This is a genomic window from Janthinobacterium sp. PAMC25594, assembly GCF_019443505.1.
Taxonomy (GTDB): domain Bacteria; phylum Pseudomonadota; class Gammaproteobacteria; order Burkholderiales; family Burkholderiaceae_D; genus Janthinobacterium.
In genome coordinates this window covers 2,943,863-2,963,280 of the sequence record NZ_CP080377.1, presented here as the reverse complement: position 1 = coordinate 2,963,280, position 19,418 = coordinate 2,943,863, and the positions used below count along the sequence as shown (strand labels likewise).

Here is a 19,418-nt window from a genome sequence, read left to right as displayed (position 1 = left end):
CATCTGATAGGAGCACATCATGGAGTTCGATATGGTCGATAACACAGCTATAGGTACCGTCATCAAGGTCGTCGGCGTCGGCGGTGCGGGTGGCAATGCAGTCCAACACATGATCAACAAAGGCATGTCGGGTGTGGAGTTCATTGCCGCCAACACCGACGCACAGGCCCTGTCGACATCGAAGGCGCACAACATCATCCAGATCGGCGATACCGGCCTGGGCGCCGGCATGAAGCCTGCCGTCGGCCGCCAGCTGGCCGAAGAATCGCGCGCGCGCATCGCCGACGCGCTGCGCGGCGCGCACATGGTCTTCATCGCTGCCGGCATGGGCGGCGGCACGGGCACGGGCGCGGCGCCTATCGTGGCCGAAGTGGCCAAGGAACTGGGCGCGCTGACGGTCGCCGTGGTATCGAAGCCCTTCTCGTACGAAGGCCAGAAGTGCATGGACATCGCCGACGAAGGCCTGGAGCAGCTGTCGCTGCACGTCGATTCGCTGATCATCATCCTCAATGAAAAACTGGAAGAGATCTACGAGGACGAAAGCATGCTGGAATGGATGCAGCACGCCGATGATGTGCTCAACAACGCGGTGGCCGGCATTGCCGAGATCATCAACGTGCCGGGCCACATCAACGTCGACTTCAATGACGTGAAAACCATCATGGGCGAGCAGGGCAAGGCCATGATGGGTACGGCGACCGCTTCCGGCGTCGACCGCGCGCGCATCGCCGCCGAACAGGCTGTCGCTTCGCCGCTGCTGGACGGCATTGATCTCTCTGGCGCGCGCGGCGTGCTGGTCAACGTCACGGCCAGCCGTGGCTTGAAAGGTAAAGAGATCAAGGAAGTCATGGCTGCCGTGCGCGCGTTTGCCGCGCCGGACGCGTCGATCGCGCAAGGTATCGCCTACGACGACGCCATGGGCGACGACATCCGCGTCACCGTGGTGGCCACGGGCCTGGGCCGTGCCAAGAAAAACATCCAGCTGGTACCGCAGCAAGTGCTGCGCACCGGCACCCACAACAGCCCGCTGACCCCGTCGGCTGCCATGGGTAGCGCGCAAGCGGCGACGACGACGGTTGGCGTGGCCACGCCGGCAGCCGGTTTCGACGGCATGAAGGCGCCGGCGGTATGGCGCCGCGAATCGGCTTCCGAGCAAGTGCGCGCGATGGAAAAGAATGGCATGGAAACGTATGACATTCCTGCCTTCCTGCGTAAACAGGCTGATTAAGGTGGTTTGATGCAAGCAAGGATAACGGCGGCCTGAGGGTCGCCGTTTTTTTTGCCGTTTTTTGACTTTTTCCTTTGCCTTTCCGGCCACTTTCTGCACAAATACGGCAAGTCAGGCATACTATCGCGCAGTGTCGGCATCATGCCGGCAGCATCCTCAACCGACAGTACACAAGGAGTCAATATGACCATCAAGATCGGCGACACCCTGCCAGAAGGCACCCTGGCCGAATTCATCGAAAGCGAAACCGAAGGTTGCGCACTGGGCCCGAACACGTTCAACGTGCAAGACCTGGTCAAGGGCAAGAAGATCGCCATCTTCGGCCTGCCAGGCGCGTACACTCCGACCTGCTCCGCACAGCACGTGCCAGGCTATGTGCAGCACGCTGCCGACCTGAAAGCCAAAGGCGTCGATGAAATCTGGTGCATCTCCGTCAACGACGCGTTCGTGATGGGTGCCTGGGGCCGCGACCAGAAAGCCACGGGCGTGGTACGCATGATGGCTGACGGCAATGCCGCCTACAGCAAGGCCCTGGGCCTGGACGCCGACTTTTCCAAGCACGGCATGGGCACGCGCTCGCAGCGCTACTCGATGCTGGTCGACAATGGCGTCGTGACGCAATTGAACGTCGAGCAGGGCGGCAAGTTTGAAGTGTCGAATGCCGAGACCTTGCTGGGCCAGCTGGCGTAAGCCGACGTGCGGAATTGGCATCACGTTTGCTCTGGCATTGTTGGATTACGCGCTGCGCGCTAATCCAACCTTGTATTATTCCCCTCATGCCGTTCGTGGTATTGCGAACGGCATCGACCGCTGTCAAAATCTTGGTAGGCATATCAAGACCGGGTAACTGGATGCCGTATCCGGCCTCAGGCCCCGAGCCAGCTCCGTAGATCTCGCACCAGTTACCCATCCTCCATGTCAAGATCGGACAGTATCTTTGGCACCGGCATGCCGGTTAGCCCGCATTTGCAAGGTAGATCGCAAGAGGAACACAGCATGTTTAATTTAGGAATCGACGTTGCCAAGGCCAAGCTCGACTGCGCGCTGCGCCTACCCAACGGCAAGCATCGTAACAAGGTTGTCGAGAACAACCACACAGGATTCACTGCACTCAACGCATGGCTGCTGAAGCACGCTGCCGGCAACCCCAGGGTGTGCATGGAAGCGACTGGCACCTATTGGGAAGGGGTGGCCGAATATCTCGCTGGACTTGGCATGGTGGTCAGTGTCATCAATCCGGCCCAGATCAAGGCCTTCGGCGCTTCGCGCCTGGTGCGCACCAAGACCGACAAGGTCGACGCACAACTGATCGCCGACTTCGCCCACGAACGCCAGCCAGAGCCCTGGCTGGCGCCATCGCCCGCCGAGCAATCGCTGCGCGCGTTGGTGCTGCGCCTGGATGCCCTGCAGGCGATGCGCCTGCAGGAAAGCAACCGGCTTGAAGTCGCGCGCGCGGCGGTACGCCAGGGTATCGCGGATCATATTGCCTGGCTCGACGCCGAGATCAAGGCGCTGATCCTGGCGATCCGCCGCCATATCGATGACGACCCGGATTTACGCGACAAGCGCGAACTGCTCGATAGCATCCCTGGCCTGGGCGAGCGGACGATTCCGGTACTGCTGTCCTACTACGCCAATCCGGACCGCTTCGACAGCGCCAAGCAGGCGGTAGCGTTTGCGGGACTCGACCCGCGCCAGCACGAGTCGGGTTCCAGCGTGCGTGGCAAGCCACGCATGTCGAAGGTTGGCCACAGCTTCCTGCGCAAGGCACTGTACATGCCGGCCATGGTGGCAGTCCATAAGACGCCTTGGGGCAAGCGCTTCGGTCAGCGCCTGCGTGACGCCGGCAAGGCGCCCAAGCTGATCATCGGCGCCATGATGCGCAAGCTGGTGCATGTGGCATTTGGTGTGCTCAGGTCGGGAAAAATATTTGATCCGGCCTTGCATGCCGCTTGACGGGGATAACAGTATCTACGCAATAAAAAACGGCGCCATCGGCGCCGTTTTCACATTTACTGTACCTGCGGCTTGGTCGCCTCGAACATGGCCGCATCGATGCTGAACGAATAATCGTCCTGCAGCGCAAAATATCTGCGTGCTTCCTCGGGCGCGCCATCGAACAGGTTGCGGATGGCCGCCACTCTCTCGCCTGGCGTGCGCATGCGCGCCACCCACTCGTCGAACTGCATCGTCAGCTTCCACACGCTGCGCAAACTGTGCGTAAAGCCCGCGTTATTGAATTTGGCGCCCCACTCGCAGCTGCGGTAATCGCGCACGTGCGACGCGTCGCGCAGCATTTCCACCGCCTGCAGGGTGCTGTCGTACAGGGCCGTCTTGGGCGCGACGATATCGACCACTAATAACGTGCCGTTCGGGCGCAGCACGCGCCAGGCTTCCGCCAGGGCGGCGGCCACGTCGTTCCAGTGGTGCGCGGAAAAGCGCGTGACGACCATGTCGAAGCTGGCGTCGGCAAACGGTAACCGGGCCACATCGCCCTGTTGCGTGCGGATGTTGTGCAAGCCGCGCTGCACCCTGGCGCAGTCGACCACGTCGAGCATCGGTTGCGCCAGGTCGTAGGCGACGACGGATGCGGCCACGGGAGCGACGGCGAAGCTGGCGTGGCCGGCGCCGCAGCCCAGGTCGAGTACCACCGGCTTGCTGTGGCGGCGCGCGCACTCCTGCATCAGCACCAGGTCGGCCCCTTGCGCGTGGATCGCGCTGCTCAGGTAGGCATTCGCCGTCTTGCCAAACTGTTCGGTAACGACATCGTGCTGTTGCATGGTTTTCTCCTGTTGATGGGTGAGTTCCTGCAGAATAGGGATAAAATTATCCTGTAACAAGACCATAACTTATACTGGTATATTTACTACCATGCATCCCTGTCATGTCGAGCAAACTCGCTGAATTCATTCGCGCCCGGCGCGAAGCCGTCACTCCCGCCATGGCCGGCTTGCCTGGAGGTGGGCGCCGCCGCACGCCAGGCTTGCGGCGCGAAGAGCTGGCGCAGCTGTGCGATGTCAGCCCCACCTGGCTGACGTGGCTGGAGCAGGGGCGGCCCGTGTCGGCGTCGGCCAAGATGCTTTCTCGCCTGGCGCAGGTGCTGCGGCTGAGCGCGGCCGAGCGCGCCTATCTGTTCGAGGTGGCCGACAAGCATGACCCCAGCCACGGCACAGGCGAGGGCGGAGGACCCGCTAGCGCCGAGCTGGCAGCCATCGTCGCCGCCATCGACGCGCCCGCGTACATCCTCGACCGCGAATGGAATGCCGTGGCGTGGAACGGAGCCGCGTCCAGCTTGTTCACGGGCTGGCTGCATGGCGACGGGGACGCGCCGAACCAGCTGCGCTTCATGTTCCTGGATGCGGGGGCGCGCGAGCTGGTCGTCGGCTGGCCCGAACGGGCGCAGCGGCTGGTCGCGGAATTCCGCGCCGATATCGGCCGCCAGGCGGACCAGGCGCCGCTGGCCGGCCTGATCGCGGAACTGGCCGGCGCCAGCCTTGAATTTCGCCAGTGGTGGGGCGCGCAGCAGGTGCAGGGCCGCGATGGGGGATTGCGCCGCTTCCAGCATGCACAGCAGGGGCTGCTGGAGTTCAATCAGGTGACCTTGCACCTGGCACGCCAGCACGACTTGAAACTGGTGATGCTGTTGCCGGTGTCATAAGGTAAACGGTCGCGCTTGCTATAATCGGGCTGACGGTGTGGCCTTGCCAACCGGTCCTGGCTCCGGCCGTCGCCATGATGACGGTCCCGTTCTTTTGCCCGGAGTCTGTCCTGTTACCCCGCAACCAAAACCTGCGCAGCATCTATGTGATGCTGATCGCCGTCGCCATGTTTTCCCTGATGGACACAGCCATGAAGCTGTTGTCCGCCCATTATCCGCCCATGCAGGTGACGGCCTTGCGTGCCCTGTCGTCCTTGCCGCTCGTGTGCCTGTACCTGCTGTATCGCGGCGCTTTCAAGAACGTGCTGAAGGTGCGCTGGCCGCTGCACTTGCTGCGCGGCGCGCTGGGCGTGCTGATGATCACCTTGTTCGCCTATGGCTTGAAGCGCATGTCGCTGGCCGAGACGTATGCGCTGTTCTTCGTCGCGCCCTTGCTGATCACGGTCCTGTCGGTTTTTATTCTGAAGGAAAAAGTCGATGTCGCGCGCTGGTGCGCCATCGCCGTGGGGCTGCTGGGGGTGCTGGTGGCGCTGCGTCCGGACGGCTCGGGATTCTTTTCGCTGGCCGGCCTGGCCGTGCTGGGTTCGGCCGCCTGCTACGCCATTTCGGCCGTCACGGGACGCATCCTGAGCCGCACGGACGCCAGCGAAAGCATGGTCTTCTGGCTGATGGTGATGATGGCCATCGGCGGCGTGGCCCTGTCGGCGCATGAGTGGGTGAGCATCCGCCGCGAAGACTGGTGGCTGTTGGCGGGCTTGTCCGTCAGCGGCTTCCTGGGCCAGCTGGCCATCACGGAGGCATTTCGCTTTGGCAAGGCGTCCAGCGTGGCGCCGTTCGAATACTCGGCCCTGGCCTGGGGCATGGCCCTGGACTGGCTGCTGTGGCGCGCCTTGCCCGACGAATACACCCTGATCGGCGCGGCCATCATCATCGGCAGCGGCATTTACCTGGTGCGGCGCGAAGCCGTGCACGCCGAGAGCGAACATCCATGACGGCCGGATGTGGTTTTTCTGGCGTGGCTCATGCCGCGCCGCAACGAACATTGAGCAAATAGATATAATCGACAGATGTTAAAACAACGCACTATCAAACAACAGGTCCGCACCATCGGTGTCGGTTTGCACTCTGGCACCAAGGTCGAGCTGACCTTGCGTCCCGCCGCGATCGACACGGGCATCGTGTTTCGCCGCATCGACCTCGATCCCATCGTGGAATTTCCCGCCAGCGCCATGGCCGTGGGCGATACGCGCATGGCTTCCGTGCTGATCAAGGATGGCGCCAGGGTGTCTACCGTGGAACATCTGATGTCGGCCGCGGCCGGCCTGGGCGTGGACAATATGGTTATCGACGTGAATGCGGAAGAAATTCCCATCATGGATGGGTCCGCCTCGTCCTTCGTCTATCTGCTGCAGCAGGCTGGCGTGGAAGAGCAGCAGGCGCCGAAGAAATTCATCAAGGTCATCAAGCCTGTGGAAGTGCGTCACGGCAAGGGTGACGCGGAGAAATGGGCGCGCCTGTCGCCGTACGACGGCTTCAAGCTCGATTTCTTCATCGAATTCAACCATCCTGCCGTCGACGGCACGATGCAGCGCGCCTCCGTCGACTTCGGCGACGTGTCGTATGTGCACGACGTGGCGCGCGCGCGCACCTTTGGTTTCATGCAGGACGTGGAAAGCTTGCGCGGCATGGGCCTGGCGCGTGGCGGTTCGCTGGAAAACGCCATCGTCATGGATGAATACCGCATCTTGAATGCCGATGGCCTGCGCTATGAAGACGAGTTCGTGCGCCACAAGATCCTCGACGCCATCGGCGACCTGTACCTGGTGGGCCACCCCTTGCTCGCGTATTACACGGCGCACAAATCGGGCCACGCACTGAACAACCAGCTGCTGCTGGCGCTGCTGGATCAGCCGGATGCGTATGAAATCGTCTCGTTCGATACCAACGAGGCGGCGCCGCAGTCGTATCTCCGTCAAATGGAGCGCGAGTGGTCGTTGACGTAGGTCGGATTAGGCCGCAGGCCGTAATCCGGCAACCCCGCAGGCGCCAACAATGTTGTCGGATTACGGCCCGAAGGGCCTAATCCGACCTACGTGCTGCCGCCTGGCGTTGCTAATCTTTAGGTTCGCGGTGGTGGCGGACCATGTTGCGCAGCGCCGCGATCAATTGCTCGTTCTGCTTCGACGCGGGCAGGGCCGTGCTCAGCTCTTCCAGCGCCGACATGGCTTTTTCCGGCAAGACCAGCGCCCGCGTATGCACGATGGGCGCGATGCTCTTGATGACCTGCACTTTCAGCTTGATGCCTGAAATTTGCCAGCCCTTTCTTTCCAGCTCCCCTTGCAGTTTCGGTAATTGCTGCTTGAGCTTGGCCGCCAGCGCCGCGTTCGGCGTGGCCAGCACCAGCTGGCCGCCCTCGAATTGCAGGATGTCGCAATGCTCGAACATCGCCGGCAAGGCTTTGGCGCAATCTTTTTGCAGGGCGGCCAGGCGCGTGACGGTGGGCATCAGGGATGCCATCGTCGCATTGCCGCGCAGAAAATCGGTCGCGCCCGTCGCGGCCGGGCCTGAGCGGGCAAAGCCGTAGCCGCGGCGCGGTGCCGGAGAATAAGTGGGAGTTCGCATGGCCGAAACATAGCACACTCGCCCGCGCATGACGAGTGCGGCGGCGGGTGCGGCGCAGGCGGGCAGGTCGTATTGCCTTACAGTATGGAAAATGTCCGCACTTTCTGCCATTTGTTTGTCATTAAGCTATTGTTATATGGTGCATTAGCCCAACCTTGGCGGGAACGCATGATAAAATCATCGTCTTTTGCCATAGTCGAACTCCGTGCGGTCACGCGATTGTTACCTCGTTGTCACCTACCGAGCTTTTTTTAACGGCGTTTTTTCAAGAATTCAAGCATGTCATTACTGACCCAGATTTTCGGTAGCCGCAACCAGCGGCTGCTCAAGCAATACCAAAAAACGGTACGCGAGATCAATGCGCTCGAGCCGGCCATCGAAAAGCTGTCGGATGCCGAGCTGCAAGCGAAGACGCCTGCCTTCAAGGAACGCATCGCCGCTGGCGAAGCGCTCGATGCCTTGTTGCCGGAAGCATTTGCCGTCTGCCGCGAGGCCAGCAAGCGCGTCCTGCGCATGCGCCATTTCGATGTGCAGATGATCGGCGGCATGGTCTTGCATTTCGGTAAGATCGCGGAGATGGGCACGGGCGAGGGCAAGACCCTGATGGCCACCTTGCCAGCCTATCTGAATGCCTTGTCGGGCAAGGGCGTGCATATCGTCACCGTCAATGATTACCTGGCGCAGCGCGATGCCGAGACCATGGGCCGCCTGTATGCATGGCTGGGCCTGTCGACTGGCGTGAACATGTCGCAGATGGAGCACAGCGCCAAGCAGCAGGCGTACAACTCCGACATCACGTATGGCACGAATAACGAATTCGGTTTCGACTTCTTGCGCGACAACATGGTCTACGAAGCGCGCGAGCGCGTGCAGCGCAGCCTGAACTTCGGCATCGTCGATGAAGTCGATTCGATCCTGATCGATGAAGCGCGTACGCCGTTGATCATTTCGGGCCAGGCCGAGAACCACACGGACCTGTATTACAAGATCAATGAAGTGCCTGCGCTGTTGACTTTGCAGATCGGCGAAGAAACGCCGGACGGCAAGGGCAAGGTTGACGTGCCGGGCGACTACACCAAGGATGAAAAGGCGCACCAGGTGCTGCTGACGGAAGCGGGCCACGAAAAGGCCGAGCGCATCCTGATGGAAATGGGCCTGCTGCCGGAAGGCGCTTCGCTGTACGATTCGGCCAATATCAGCCTCGTGCATCACCTGTATGCGGCCCTGCGCGCGCATGCGCTGTACTTCAAGGATCAGCACTACGTGGTGCAGAACAGTGAAGTCGTCATCGTCGATGAATTCACGGGCCGTCTGATGACGGGCCGCCGCTGGTCCGATGGCTTGCACCAGGCCGTCGAAGCGAAGGAAGGCGTCAAAATCCAGAACGAGAACCAGACCCTGGCCTCGATCACCTTCCAGAACTACTTCCGCATGTACGCCAAGCTGGCCGGCATGACGGGTACGGCCGATACCGAAGCATACGAGTTCCAGGAAATCTACGGCCTGGAAACGGTCGTGATCCCGCAAAACCGTCCGTTGCAGCGCAAGGATCGCCAGGATCAGGTCTACAAATCGTCGGCGGAAAAATACAACGCGATGTTGAACGACATCCGCGACTGCTACGAGCGCGGCCAGCCCGTGCTGGTCGGTACGACCTCGATCGAGAACTCGGAATTGCTGTCGGGCATCCTGACCAAGGCCGGTTTGCCGCACAACGTGCTGAACGCGAAGCAGCATGCGCGCGAAGCGGAAATCATCGCCCAGGCAGGCCGTCCGAAAGCCATCACCATCGCCACCAATATGGCCGGTCGCGGTACGGACATCGTCTTGGGCGGTAACGTCGAAAACCAGATCAAGTTCATCGAAGCCAATCCTGAGCTGAGCGACGCCGACAAGGCCGCCCAGTCGCAGACCTTGCGCGATGAATGGCAGTCGCTGCATGACCACGTGGTCAATGCGGGCGGTTTGCACATCATCGGCACCGAACGCCACGAATCGCGCCGCGTCGACAATCAGTTGCGTGGCCGTGCCGGTCGCCAGGGCGATCCGGGTTCGTCGCGCTTCTACCTGTCGCTCGACGATGCGCTGCTGCGCATCTTCGCCGGCGACCGCGTGCGCGCCGTGATGGACCGTCTGAAAATGCCGGAAGGCGAACCGATCGAGGCAGGCATCGTCTCGCGTTCGATCGAATCGGCCCAGCGCAAGGTCGAAGCGCGCAACTTCGACATCCGCAAGCAATTGCTGGAATACGATGACGTCGCCAACGACCAGCGTAAAGTCATCTATCAGCAGCGTAACGAGTTGCTGGAAACGACAGACATTTCGGACATGATCGGCTCGCTGCGCCATGGCGTGTTCACCGACCTGGTGCACGAGTACGTGCCGCACGAATCGGTCGAAGAGCAGTGGGATATCAAGGGCCTGGAAAATACCCTGTCCAGCGAATGGCAGCTCGACTTGCCGCTGCAGCAAATGCTGGAAGCCGATTCGACCCTGACGGACGAAGAGATCCTGGAAAAAGTGCTGCTCGCGGCCGATGCCGTGTACCAGTCGAAGATCGATATCGTCGGCAAGGAATCGTTTAATGGCTTCGAGCGCAACGTCATGCTGCAAAGCGTGGACAGCCACTGGCGCGAACACCTGGCGGCGCTCGATCACCTGCGCCAGGGTATTCACCTGCGCGGTTATGCGCAGAAGAACCCGAAACAGGAATACAAGCGCGAAGCGTTTGAACTGTTTGGCCAGATGCTCGACATGATCAAGAACGACGTCACGAAACACGTGATGACGGTGCGTATCCAGTCGCGCGAAGAAGTCGATGCGGCCGAACAGGCGATGCAGCAGTCGCACGTGGAAAACGTGCACTACCAGCACGCCGAATTCGACCCGAACGCGGCGCCGGAAGAACTGCTGGCGCCTGTCGCCGGCGGCAACACGGACAACGTCGACGACATGAGCGTGAGCATGGGTGTCAAAGTGGGCCGCAACGACCCATGCCCTTGCGGCAGCGGCAAGAAGTACAAGGCTTGCCACGGCAAGCTGGCCTAAAGCCTGCTTGACTGCCTGAACAAGAACGGAGACCGCGGTCTCCGTTTTTTTATGTCCGCGATGGCATGAGTTGCGTGTTCATGTGTTCAGGGAAATGCCCAGTATTGCGGCGCCTGCGAGGGAATGCCTTTCAATCCGCCGCGGTTCCTTGCCCGTTGCCCCGTCTTGATCATGGTGGCGATATCGGTCAGCAGGACGCGGTTGCTGGCGAAGTAATCGTGTCCCATGAAGTTCATGATGACGGCCGAGGCATCGACGAGTTCCATGCCGGGGATGCCGACGACGGGGCCACGGATGTCGCCTATCCTGTCCCAGTCGGAAAAACTGTAGGAAGCGCGGATGGCCTTGTCGTTCGCGGACGCATACAGGGTGGCGGGAAGCTTGAGGCTGGCAAAACGGGGAGCGATCTGCTCGCGGAAGATATCGGCATTGATGTCCGGCGCCGCCAGCACCACCTGCTTGAACAGGGGCCGCAGCTCGGGGCGCTTTTCCAGCAGGTTGGCCAGGGCCACGGTCATCGGGCGGTTGCCCATGCTGTGGGCGATGATGTAGATATCGGTGGCGGAAGAATGGTCCGCGAAGTCGGCCAGGAAGGCCTGCAGGTGCGCCTGCGTCCATTCGGCGGAATTTTCATCGAACTCATAGCCGGCCAGGGTACCTTTCGACGGCCAGCTGTAGAACACGGGCAGGGCGCCGATATCGAGGTCGACCGCCATCTGCGCCGTGCGCCGGGCGGCGTCGTCAAACGAGTTGCTGTAGCCATGGATGTAGATGAAGGCGGCGTGCCGTTCCGGGGCGGCCTGTATCCTGGCCTTGGCGGTGGCGAGAAAACCCGCGCGCGACAGGCGCGTGGTTTCCTTGATCAGCACATATTTTTGCGCATTGTCGCCGGACAGGATGGCGTACCAGGGTGGCAATGGCAGTTCTCCCGGCGCTCTTTTCTCCGGGATGCTGACCACGACGCTGCCATAGCTGAGGTAGGGCGCCGCGCGGTTGGGCTGCCAGCCATAATTGTGGCTGCTGGCCTGGTATTGCCTGTCGGTGGCGTAATACACGGTGACGTGCGTGGCGCCGGCTGGCGCGATCTCGTTGCCGGACGTCAGCGTGCCGCCGCTGCCGGTGCTGCCGACCAGATTGCCGAGGCTGCCCGCCAAGCCGCCCGTGCCCGACCATGCGCCGCTCCACGGACTGGGCAGTGATGGCCGTGGTGCCGCGGCAGGTGGTGGAACTTCAGCCGCGGGCTGCGCTGCGGATGCTTGTTCAGTGACGTGGGTGCTGGCGCCATCTGCCGGGCCGCGCGGCACCGTACAGGCTGTCAACCAGCCCAGCAGGCAAAACAGGCATAGCCGATGCAACAGGCACGACAGGCCTGAAGCGCTGCGCCGCATCCGGTTTGACTGACCCTGCGCCATGACATCCTTCCCTGGACGGTGCGATAGCATGACTCGCCATCGTCCATTCCCATACCTTAGCGCCGCCAGGTGGCATGGTTCTGATAAATCACAAGCCTGGCCACGCTGCCTGCCTGCCCGCTGCGGCGCGGCCGGGGCCAGCGCGACTATTCACTTGCCGCATGTTCACCCGCGCCGCGAAGGCGCTACAATAGCGCTTCCATTTTCCCTCGCAGAAGAACTCCTATGGCCGTCAATTCTCCCAAGCCCGTCGCCGCCGACTTGAAAGCCGTCGCCGGCATTGAAATCGGTGTTGCCGAAGCCGGCATCAAGAAACCCAACCGCAAGGATTTGCTGGTATTGAAACTGGCGCCGACGGCCACCGTGGCCGGCGTGTTCACCTTGAACCGCTTCTGCGCCGCGCCCGTGCAAATTTCGAAAGCCAACCTGGCCGCCGTGACGGCCGGTGCCGCGCCGATCCGCGCGCTGCTGGTCAATACGGGCAACGCGAATGCGGGCACGGGCGAATCGGGCCTGGCCGACGCGCAGGCCAGCTGCGCCGCGCTGGCCGAACTGCTGGGCTGCACGCCGCAGCAAATCCTGCCGTTTTCCACCGGCGTGATCCTCGAACCGCTGCCCGTGCAGCGCCTAGTGGCCGGCTTGCCGCAAGCCGTGGCCGCGCTCACGTCGGACAACTGGTTCTCGGCCGCCGAAGCCATCATGACCACCGACACGCAGCCGAAAGCCGGTTCGCGCACGGTCACCATCGGCGACCACGCGGTGACCCTGACGGGCATCAGCAAGGGCGCCGGCATGATCAAGCCGAACATGGCCACCATGCTGGGTTTCCTCGCGTTTGACGCCACCGTGGCGCAACCGGTGCTGGACCAGCTGGTGAAGCAGGCGGCCGACAAATCGTTCAACTGCATCACCATCGACGGCGACACGTCCACCAATGACTCGTTCATGCTGGTGGCGACGGGCGCCGGCAGCCTGGTCATCGATTCCATCGATTCGCCGCATTATGCGGAACTGGCGGCCGCCGTCACCGAATTGTCGACCTTCCTGGCGCAAGCCATCGTGCGCGACGGCGAAGGCGCCACCAAGTTCATGACCGTGACCGTGGAAGACGGCCGCAACGTGGAAGAGTGCCGCAAGATCGCCTATTCCATCGCCCATTCGCCGCTGGTGAAAACGGCCTTCTTCGCGTCCGATCCGAACCTGGGCCGCATCCTGGCCGCCATCGGCTACGCGGGCGTGGACGATCTGGACGTGGGTCAATTGAATTTGTACCTGGACGACGTGTGGGTGGCCAAGAATGGCGGCCGCAACCCCGACTACCAGGAACAGGATGGCCAGCGCGTGATGCAGCAAAGCGAAATCACCATCCGCGTGAAACTGGCGCGTGGCGATGCCACGGCGACCCTGTGGACGTGCGACCTGTCGCATGACTACGTGTCGATCAACGCCGACTACCGCTCATGACCGGTCTCGATCAATTCCTGCTGCGCGCGGAAAGCTTGCTGGCGCGCGTGGAAGCGATCCTGCCGCAGGCGACGCCCGCGCCGGACTGGACCAGCTTTGCCTTCCGCTGGCGCCGGCGCCAGGGCGCAGCAGCTTATTTGCAGGCCGTGGCCCACGTGTCGAACATCGCGCTGGATGACTTGCACAATATCGGCACGCAAAAAGCGCAAATTGAACAGAACACGCGTCAGTTCGTCAGTGGTCGTCCGGCCAACAACGTGCTGCTGACGGGTGCGCGCGGCACGGGCAAGTCGTCGTTGATCAAGGCGTGCCTGAACCAGTTTGCCGGCCAGGGCCTGCGCCTGATCGAAGTGGATAAAGCGGACCTGGCCGACCTGCCCGACATCGTCGATCTGGTGGCGGCGCGTTCCGAGCGCTTCATCATCTTTTGCGACGACCTGTCGTTCGAAGAGGGAGAGAGCGGCTACAAGGCGTTGAAAGTGGCGCTCGACGGCAGCATTGCCGCGCAATCGGACAATGTGCTGATCTATGCCACCTCGAACCGCCGTCACCTGATGCCGGAACGGATGTCGGACAACACCAGCTACAAGACGGACGACGACGGCGATCTGCATCCGGGCGAGACGGTGGAAGAGAAAATTTCGCTGTCCGAGCGCTTCGGCCTGTGGCTGTCGTTTTACCCGTTCAAGCAGGATGATTACCTCGATATCGCGGCCCATTGGCTCGCCTCGTTCGGCTGCACGCCGGAGCAGATCGCGGCAGCGCGCGGCGACGCCCTGCGCTGGGCCTTGCAGCGCGGTTCCCGTTCGGGCCGGGTAGCCTGGCAATTCGCGCGCGATTATGCTGGGAAACTACCTGCGGGAAAGTTGCCGCAATGAGCGATGTGAAAGTGACACCGGTGGACGTCGCCGTCGGCATCCTGATGAAATCGAATGGCGACGTGCTGCTGGGCCAGCGCCCGGCCGGCAAGCCGTATGACGGTTATTGGGAATTCCCGGGCGGCAAGGTCGAGCCGGGCGAAGCCATTTTGGATGCCTTGAAACGCGAGTTCGTCGAGGAGCTGGGGCTGTATATCGACAGCGCCGAAGCCTGGTGCGGCATCGAATATGTGTATCCGCATGCCCATGTGCGCCTGCATTTCTATATCAGCCGCGAGTGGCGGGGCGAGCCGCAAAGCCTGGAAGGGCAGGCGTTCGCCTGGCAGGGCACGGTCGGCGTGGAACCCTTGCTGCCGGCCACCATTCCCCTGCTGGAATGGCTCGATGAGGTGCGCCGGGAATCGCTGGCGTCGGCCTGATCTGGTGCCAGCGGGCAGCGCCATGCTGCGCGCTGGCGCAAGCTTTCCTGTGACTTTCCTTGTATCGCGCGCGCTTTGCGCTACAGTGCTTGCATCAAGCACCGGGGAGTTCCGCATGCCGCTGACACTGACCTTTACCGACACCGATGAATTGCTGATCGCCGCGCTGCACAAGCGTGCCCGCGCGCATGGGCGCAGCATCGAAGAGGAGCACCGCGACATCCTGCGCAACGCCTTGCGGCCGCTGCCGAAGCGTCCGCTCGACGATATTTTGCGCAGCATGCCCGACGTGGGGCTGGACGCGGATTTCCAGCGCCGCTCCTGACCCGCCATGCCTATGCCCGCCTACCTGGTCGATACGGATGTGATCGTTGCTGCGCGCAAGGGCGGTGCCGCGCCGCCGGGTGTCGCGGATTTTTTCGAGCGGGTGGCGCCGGAGATGCGTTATGTGCCGGTGCAAGTGATCGCGCAATTGCGCGCTGGCATACAGCGCAGCTGGCGGCGCGAAGCGGCGCTGGAAGCACTGGCGCTGGAAGGCTGGCTGGAAGCCGTGCTGGCGGAATATGCGTCGCGGCTGCTGGAATTCGACCTCGATTGCGCGCTCGTGTGCGCGCGCCTGCATGCTCGCGGCCACGCGCACGGCGTCGATGGACAGATTGCGGCGATGGGCATCGCCTACGGCTTGACGGTGGTCAGCGGCAGGCTCGACAGTTTCGCGGCGCAGGGACTGCGCCTGGAAAATCCGTTTAATTGAGGCTGATTGCGGCTTACTGCGGTTTGTTGTCTTCGTCCGCGAGGGGATCTTCGAACGGATCGGCGGCGGGGATCGTGTATTTCTCTTCGGCCCAGGCACCCAGGTCGATCTGTTTGCAGCGTTCCGAGCAGAAGGGGCGGAATTTGTTGGCTTCAGTCCATTCGACTTTGGCGGCACAGGTAGGGCAGTTAACGACGGTCATGGCAATTACAGTTAAAAATTACAGAGCGTGAGCTCGAACGGAACATCGACTTCCAGCGGCTTGGGTTTCAAGTCGCCACCCTGGGTAGTGAAGCGTACCCACAGCATATATTTGTTGGCGGAAATTTCCGGGATGGCACCGCTGTTTTCATCCAGGCTCAGGCGCAGCATCTGGTACACCTTGCCTTGCAGCATTTGCTGGTAGCTGCCGCCATTGGCGATCAGTTTAACGGGTCCGCCGGAATCGCGCAGCAGGCGCAAGACCAGGGCCAGCGCATCGAACAGGGGCGCCAGCGGGGCGAACCAGGCGTGGATATCGGTCAGGCGCTGCTCGCAGCTGCGTTTTTGCCAGGCAAAGTACGAGGGCAAGTCGAATTCGCAGGCGCCGCCCGGGATGATGGTGCGGCCGCGGATGCTCATCAGCCATTCATTGTCGCGGATATTCTGCCCCGTCTTGCCTTGCGCCGCCACCAGGGCGCCGCTGACGCTGTCGAGTTCGCCGAGGATGGCGTCCAGGGTTTCCGGCTCCACATTCGGATTGCTGCGGTAACCCAGCAGGCTCTGGCGCTGGCGCTCGAGTTCCTGCAGCAGGTCGGACTTCAGGTCGGCGCGGCCGGCCACTTCGAGCATGTCGAAAATAGTTGCCAAGGCGACATGATGCTGCATTGCATGCTCTTGCTGGATGAAGAACTTGAATTTGTCGTACAGGTCTTCCAGCCGCAACAAGGTACGTATGCGTTCGTTGAAAGGGTATTCGTAGACAATCAAAATAATTCCCTTAAGTAAGGACCTGCAAACAATCCCGTGATTTTGAACCAAGCGTCGACAAATTACAAACGTTGCGGCCCGATTCCGGCCATTCTTTTTGAAAATGCCAGATATAAATCGTGCAACTGGGCAATCTGCGGCGCCAGGGCGGCCAAATCGCCATTATTGTCGATCACATCGTCCGCCGCCGCCAGGCGCATGGCGCGCGTGGCTTGCGTGGCCATGATGGCTTTGACTTGTTCTTCCGATAAGCCATTGCGTGCCATCACGCGCGACACTTGCAGGCTTTCCAGGCAATCGATGACCAGCACGCGGTTGACTCTTTCCACCCATCCGCCGGACTCGACGAGCAGGGGCACGGCAAAGATCACATAGCTGCCCGTCGCTTCGGCGGCGGCCGCCAGGGTGGCCTGGCGGATGCGCGGGTGCAGTATGGCTTCCAGCCTGGCCTTGGCGGCGGCGTCGGCAAACACCAGGTTGCGCATTTTTGTACGGTCGAGGGCGCCGCGCGCATCGGCGTAGTCGGGGCCAAATTCCGCCACCAGGGCCGGCATGGCGGCGCCGTTCGGTGCCGTCAGGCTGTGGGCGATCTGGTCGGTATCGACGATGGTGGCGCCGTGCGCGGCGAACAGGTCGGCCACCGTGCTCTTGCCGCAACCGATGCCACCGGTGAGGCCCACGCTGAAATAGGGGGCGTTTTGTATTTGCATGTGTTGATCCATAAGGGGCAGGTCAGCCGGCCAGGCCCAGCGTCAGCTGCGACAGGGGCGTGCGGTACAAGAGGGCGATCAGGCCCGCCGCCGCCAGGTAGGGGCCGAACGGAATCGGCTTATCGCGCCCGCGCCTGGCGAAGACGATCAGGCCGATGCCAACCACGGCGCCGACCAGCGACGACAACAATATAATCGTCGGCAACATGGTCCAGCCCAGCCACGCACCGAGCGCCGCCAGCAATTTGAAGTCACCATAGCCCATTCCCTCCTTGCCTGTCGCCAGCTTGAAGGCCCAGTACACGGCCCACAGGGCCAGGTAGCCGGCGGCCGCGCCGATGACGGCGTCTTGCAGGGGCACGAAGGTGCCGTTGATATTCACCAGCAAGCCCGCCCACAGCAGCGGGAAGGTCAGGTCGTCGGGCAGCATTTGCGTGTCGGCATCGATGAAGGTCATGGCGATCAGCAGCCAGGCAAACACGAGCGTGGCCAGGCCCGTCCAGCCGCTGCCGAAGTGCCAGATCAACAGGGCCGACAGCGCGCCCGTCAGCAGTTCCACCAGCGGATAGCGCACGGAGATGGGGGCCTTGCAGGCGCTGCACTTGCCGCGCAGCAGCAGGTAACTGATGACGGGGATGTTCTCCATGGCCGTGATGCGGTGGCCGCAAGCGGTACAGTTCGAGTGTGGCAGCATCAGGTTGTAGCGGTCCGTATGCGGCAAGGGCAGGCCGCTTTCTTCCGCCACATAATTATCGGATTCGCGCTGCATCATTTTCGGCACGCGGTGGATCACCACGTTGAGGAAGCTGCCGACGATCAGGCCGAACAGGGCTGCGACGAGGGCGACGGGCAGGTTGCCGGGGGCGGCGAACAGCAGGGTATCTTGCAGCATGGTGGATTTGTCTGAGGTGATGATGTTGCCGCGCAAACATTGCCTGGCACTGCCGCAGTGTAAAACATCTGCCAGCACATGGGGATGTTTTGCGCAGGGTGCAGTCAAATCACGGCGCCCAGCTTGAAAATCGGCAGATACAAGGCGATCACGAGGGAACCGACCAGCACGCCCAGCACCACCATCAGCGCCGGTTCCAGCAGCGTGGACAGGGTGGCCACGGTGGCGTCGATATCGGCCTCGATGATGTCGGCCGCGCGCGACAGCATGGCGTCGAGCGCGCCCGATTCCTCGCCGATCAGGGCCAGTTGCGTCATCAGCGGGGGAAACATGCCGCTGTGCTCCATGGCCAGGGCCAGGCTGCCGCCGGCGCGGATTTCACGCTCGATGCGCGTCGTCGCTTCCTGGTACTGCGCGTGGCCGGAGGCGGCGCCCACCAGGCCGAGCGAGTCGAGCAGCGGCACGCCGGCGACAAACATGGCGGCCAGGGTGCGCGTCCAGCGGGCGATCGCCGCCTTGCGCAAGAGGGGGCCGAAGACGGGCAGGCGCAATGCCCGCAGTTGCGTGTTGCGCCGCAAGGCGGGCCAGCGGCGCCAGGCCAGGTGCAGCAGCAGGCAAGCGAGTACGAGCGCCGCCAACAGAGCCAGCCAGTAGCGGACAACAAAAGCGGATAAGTCCATGACGACCAGGGTGGGCAGCGGCAAAGGTGCGCCGAAGCTGTCGAATACCTGGCGGAAGGCGGGCACGACCACGCTCATGATGATGGCCGTGACAGCGATGGCGACGAGCACGATGACCAGCGGATACATCAGCGCGCCGTGCACTTGCCGCCGCAGGGCGATGGCCTTTTCCTGGTGTGTGGCCAGGCGCGCCAGCAAGTCCTGCACGATGCCCGCCTGTTCGCCGGCCGCCAGCAGCTTGCAGTACAGCTCGTCGAACAGCAGCGGGAACTGGCGGAAGGCCTGCTGCAGGCTGCTGCCCGCTTCGATGGCGTGGCGCAAGTCGCGCATCAGCTCGGTGACGGCGGGTTTGGCGTGGCCCTTGCCGGCGATGTCGAAGGCGTGCAGCAGCGGCACGCCGGCCGCCATCATGGTCGACAGCTGGCGCGTGAACAGGGCGATATCCTTGCGCGTGATGGCCTTGCCGGGCGCGGCGCGCACAGCCTGCACCCGGGTGGCCAGGATGCCCTGGCGTCGTAGCGCGAGCGTGGCCGCGCCGGCGTCGGCGGCGCGCACGATGCCATCGACGGCCGTGCCATGACGGTCCGTGCCCTTCCATGCAAAGCGCCGCTCGGCCGCCATGTGCACCTCCTGCCGTCACGGTAGCAGCGTCAGGAAAAAGCACCAGCGGCGCCGGCGGCAAGC

Annotated in this window: 20 protein-coding genes; 12 read left to right on the top strand and 8 right to left on the bottom strand. The window is 62.5% G+C overall.

What is annotated here, in order from left to right; genetic code table 11:
- Positions 1-19: 19 nt before the first annotated feature.
- The 3 genes from ftsZ (at position 20) to KY494_RS13295 (ending at position 3,184) form a co-directional block, all read left to right on the top strand.
- Positions 20-1,228: a cell division protein FtsZ gene (gene ftsZ, locus KY494_RS13305; RefSeq protein ID WP_219135103.1), complete on the top strand. Its 1,209-nt coding sequence runs from the start codon at positions 20-22 to the stop codon at positions 1,226-1,228.
- A 183-nt stretch (positions 1,229-1,411) separates the two neighbouring features.
- The gene (locus KY494_RS13300) at positions 1,412-1,918 is read left to right on the top strand and encodes a peroxiredoxin (RefSeq protein ID WP_058050716.1); all 507 of its coding nucleotides are present in this window, start codon (positions 1,412-1,414) and stop codon (positions 1,916-1,918) included.
- Positions 1,919-2,176: 258 nt separating this feature from the next.
- Positions 2,177-3,184, top strand: a complete 1,008-nt coding sequence (locus tag KY494_RS13295; RefSeq protein WP_375143357.1) for an IS110 family transposase — start codon at positions 2,177-2,179, stop codon at positions 3,182-3,184.
- A 56-nt stretch (positions 3,185-3,240) separates the two neighbouring features.
- On the opposite strand, the gene KY494_RS13290 is transcribed toward KY494_RS13295, so the two are convergent.
- Positions 3,241-4,008, bottom strand: a complete 768-nt coding sequence (locus KY494_RS13290) for a class I SAM-dependent methyltransferase (RefSeq protein ID WP_219891245.1) — start codon at positions 4,006-4,008, stop codon at positions 3,241-3,243.
- A 104-nt stretch (positions 4,009-4,112) separates the two neighbouring features.
- Between KY494_RS13290 and KY494_RS13285 the strand changes: the two genes are divergently transcribed.
- The 3 genes from KY494_RS13285 to lpxC all read left to right on the top strand — a co-directional run bounded on the left by KY494_RS13285 (position 4,113) and on the right by lpxC (position 6,889).
- Positions 4,113-4,886: a helix-turn-helix transcriptional regulator gene (locus tag KY494_RS13285; protein WP_219891244.1), complete on the top strand. Its 774-nt coding sequence runs from the start codon at positions 4,113-4,115 to the stop codon at positions 4,884-4,886.
- 149 nt (positions 4,887-5,035) lie between these two features.
- Entirely contained in the window at positions 5,036-5,878 is an 843-nt protein-coding gene (locus tag KY494_RS13280) for a DMT family transporter (protein WP_219135158.1), read from the top strand.
- A gap of 75 nt (positions 5,879-5,953) precedes the next feature.
- Entirely contained in the window at positions 5,954-6,889 is a 936-nt protein-coding gene (lpxC, locus tag KY494_RS13275) for a UDP-3-O-acyl-N-acetylglucosamine deacetylase (RefSeq protein WP_219135107.1), read from the top strand.
- 109 nt (positions 6,890-6,998) lie between these two features.
- Here the strand turns inward: lpxC and KY494_RS13270 are convergent, their stop codons facing one another.
- Positions 6,999-7,508: a DciA family protein gene (locus KY494_RS13270; protein WP_219135108.1), complete on the bottom strand. Its 510-nt coding sequence runs from the start codon at positions 7,506-7,508 to the stop codon at positions 6,999-7,001.
- A 279-nt stretch (positions 7,509-7,787) separates the two neighbouring features.
- On the opposite strand from KY494_RS13270, the gene secA reads away from it, so the two are divergent.
- A complete protein-coding gene (gene secA, locus KY494_RS13265; RefSeq protein ID WP_219891243.1) occupies positions 7,788-10,556 on the top strand; it encodes a preprotein translocase subunit SecA in 2,769 nt (922 codons plus the stop codon).
- A gap of 86 nt (positions 10,557-10,642) precedes the next feature.
- On the opposite strand, the gene KY494_RS13260 is transcribed toward secA, so the two are convergent.
- Positions 10,643-11,710, bottom strand: a complete 1,068-nt coding sequence (locus KY494_RS13260; protein ID WP_219891242.1) for an alpha/beta hydrolase — start codon at positions 11,708-11,710, stop codon at positions 10,643-10,645.
- A gap of 483 nt (positions 11,711-12,193) precedes the next feature.
- Here KY494_RS13260 and argJ point away from each other — a divergent pair, with 483 nt between their 5' ends.
- The 5 genes from argJ to KY494_RS13235 all read left to right on the top strand — a co-directional run bounded on the left by argJ (position 12,194) and on the right by KY494_RS13235 (position 15,483).
- Positions 12,194-13,432 (top strand): bifunctional glutamate N-acetyltransferase/amino-acid acetyltransferase ArgJ, encoded by a 1,239-nt coding sequence (gene argJ, locus KY494_RS13255; RefSeq protein ID WP_219891241.1) that lies wholly within the window; start codon positions 12,194-12,196, stop codon positions 13,430-13,432.
- Positions 13,429-14,310, top strand: a complete 882-nt coding sequence (locus KY494_RS13250) for an ATP-binding protein (RefSeq protein WP_219135112.1) — start codon at positions 13,429-13,431, stop codon at positions 14,308-14,310. The genes argJ and KY494_RS13250 overlap by 4 nt, the downstream gene beginning before the upstream one ends.
- Complete coding sequence (locus KY494_RS13245; RefSeq protein ID WP_219891240.1) at positions 14,307-14,729, top strand: NUDIX domain-containing protein; 423 nt, start codon at positions 14,307-14,309, stop codon at positions 14,727-14,729. Before KY494_RS13250 ends, KY494_RS13245 begins: the two co-directional genes overlap by 4 nt.
- Before the next feature lie 115 nt (positions 14,730-14,844).
- Positions 14,845-15,054, top strand: coding sequence for a DNA-binding protein (locus KY494_RS13240; RefSeq protein ID WP_219891239.1), 210 nt, complete (start codon positions 14,845-14,847; stop codon positions 15,052-15,054).
- Positions 15,055-15,060: 6 nt separating this feature from the next.
- Entirely contained in the window at positions 15,061-15,483 is a 423-nt protein-coding gene (locus KY494_RS13235; RefSeq protein WP_219891238.1) for a hypothetical protein, read from the top strand.
- A 13-nt stretch (positions 15,484-15,496) separates the two neighbouring features.
- Here KY494_RS13235 and yacG read toward each other — a convergent pair whose 3' ends face one another.
- From yacG to KY494_RS13210, 5 genes are all read right to left on the bottom strand, one after another.
- Positions 15,497-15,685, bottom strand: coding sequence for a DNA gyrase inhibitor YacG (yacG, locus tag KY494_RS13230; protein ID WP_101483945.1), 189 nt, complete (start codon positions 15,683-15,685; stop codon positions 15,497-15,499).
- Positions 15,686-15,696: 11 nt separating this feature from the next.
- Complete coding sequence (gene zapD / locus KY494_RS13225) at positions 15,697-16,452, bottom strand: cell division protein ZapD (RefSeq protein WP_219891237.1); 756 nt, start codon at positions 16,450-16,452, stop codon at positions 15,697-15,699.
- A 62-nt stretch (positions 16,453-16,514) separates the two neighbouring features.
- Positions 16,515-17,162, bottom strand: coding sequence for a dephospho-CoA kinase (gene coaE, locus KY494_RS13220; RefSeq protein ID WP_219135118.1), 648 nt, complete (start codon positions 17,160-17,162; stop codon positions 16,515-16,517).
- Positions 17,163-17,184: 22 nt separating this feature from the next.
- Complete coding sequence (locus KY494_RS13215) at positions 17,185-18,054, bottom strand: A24 family peptidase (RefSeq protein WP_219135119.1); 870 nt, start codon at positions 18,052-18,054, stop codon at positions 17,185-17,187.
- 104 nt (positions 18,055-18,158) lie between these two features.
- On the bottom strand, positions 18,159-19,355 hold the full coding sequence (locus KY494_RS13210; RefSeq protein ID WP_219891236.1) for a type II secretion system F family protein: 1,197 nt from the start codon (positions 19,353-19,355) through the stop codon (positions 18,159-18,161).
- Between the last annotated feature and the right edge of the window lie 63 nt (positions 19,356-19,418).

Excerpts from the sequence above, each read along its gene's own strand:
- ftsZ (WP_219135103.1), top strand. The coding sequence starts at position 20 with ATGGAGTTCGATATGGTCGATAACACAGCTATAGGTACCGTCATCAAG.
- KY494_RS13300 (WP_058050716.1), top strand. The coding sequence starts at position 1,412 with ATGACCATCAAGATCGGCGACACCCTGCCAGAAGGCACCCTGGCCGAA.
- KY494_RS13295 (WP_375143357.1), top strand. The coding sequence starts at position 2,177 with ATGCCGGTTAGCCCGCATTTGCAAGGTAGATCGCAAGAGGAACACAGC.
- KY494_RS13290 (WP_219891245.1), bottom strand. The coding sequence starts at position 4,008 with ATGCAACAGCACGATGTCGTTACCGAACAGTTTGGCAAGACGGCGAAT.
- KY494_RS13285 (WP_219891244.1), top strand. The coding sequence starts at position 4,113 with ATGTCGAGCAAACTCGCTGAATTCATTCGCGCCCGGCGCGAAGCCGTC.
- KY494_RS13280 (WP_219135158.1), top strand. The coding sequence starts at position 5,036 with ATGCTGATCGCCGTCGCCATGTTTTCCCTGATGGACACAGCCATGAAG.
- lpxC (WP_219135107.1), top strand. The coding sequence starts at position 5,954 with ATGTTAAAACAACGCACTATCAAACAACAGGTCCGCACCATCGGTGTC.
- KY494_RS13270 (WP_219135108.1), bottom strand. The coding sequence starts at position 7,508 with ATGCGAACTCCCACTTATTCTCCGGCACCGCGCCGCGGCTACGGCTTT.
- secA (WP_219891243.1), top strand. The coding sequence starts at position 7,788 with ATGTCATTACTGACCCAGATTTTCGGTAGCCGCAACCAGCGGCTGCTC.
- argJ (WP_219891241.1), top strand. The coding sequence starts at position 12,194 with ATGGCCGTCAATTCTCCCAAGCCCGTCGCCGCCGACTTGAAAGCCGTC.
- KY494_RS13250 (WP_219135112.1), top strand. The coding sequence starts at position 13,429 with ATGACCGGTCTCGATCAATTCCTGCTGCGCGCGGAAAGCTTGCTGGCG.
- KY494_RS13245 (WP_219891240.1), top strand. The coding sequence starts at position 14,307 with ATGAGCGATGTGAAAGTGACACCGGTGGACGTCGCCGTCGGCATCCTG.
- KY494_RS13240 (WP_219891239.1), top strand. The coding sequence starts at position 14,845 with ATGCCGCTGACACTGACCTTTACCGACACCGATGAATTGCTGATCGCC.
- KY494_RS13235 (WP_219891238.1), top strand. The coding sequence starts at position 15,061 with ATGCCTATGCCCGCCTACCTGGTCGATACGGATGTGATCGTTGCTGCG.
- yacG (WP_101483945.1), bottom strand. The coding sequence starts at position 15,685 with ATGACCGTCGTTAACTGCCCTACCTGTGCCGCCAAAGTCGAATGGACT.
- coaE (WP_219135118.1), bottom strand. The coding sequence starts at position 17,162 with ATGCAAATACAAAACGCCCCCTATTTCAGCGTGGGCCTCACCGGTGGC.
- KY494_RS13215 (WP_219135119.1), bottom strand. The coding sequence starts at position 18,054 with ATGCTGCAAGATACCCTGCTGTTCGCCGCCCCCGGCAACCTGCCCGTC.
- KY494_RS13210 (WP_219891236.1), bottom strand. The coding sequence starts at position 19,355 with ATGGCGGCCGAGCGGCGCTTTGCATGGAAGGGCACGGACCGTCATGGC.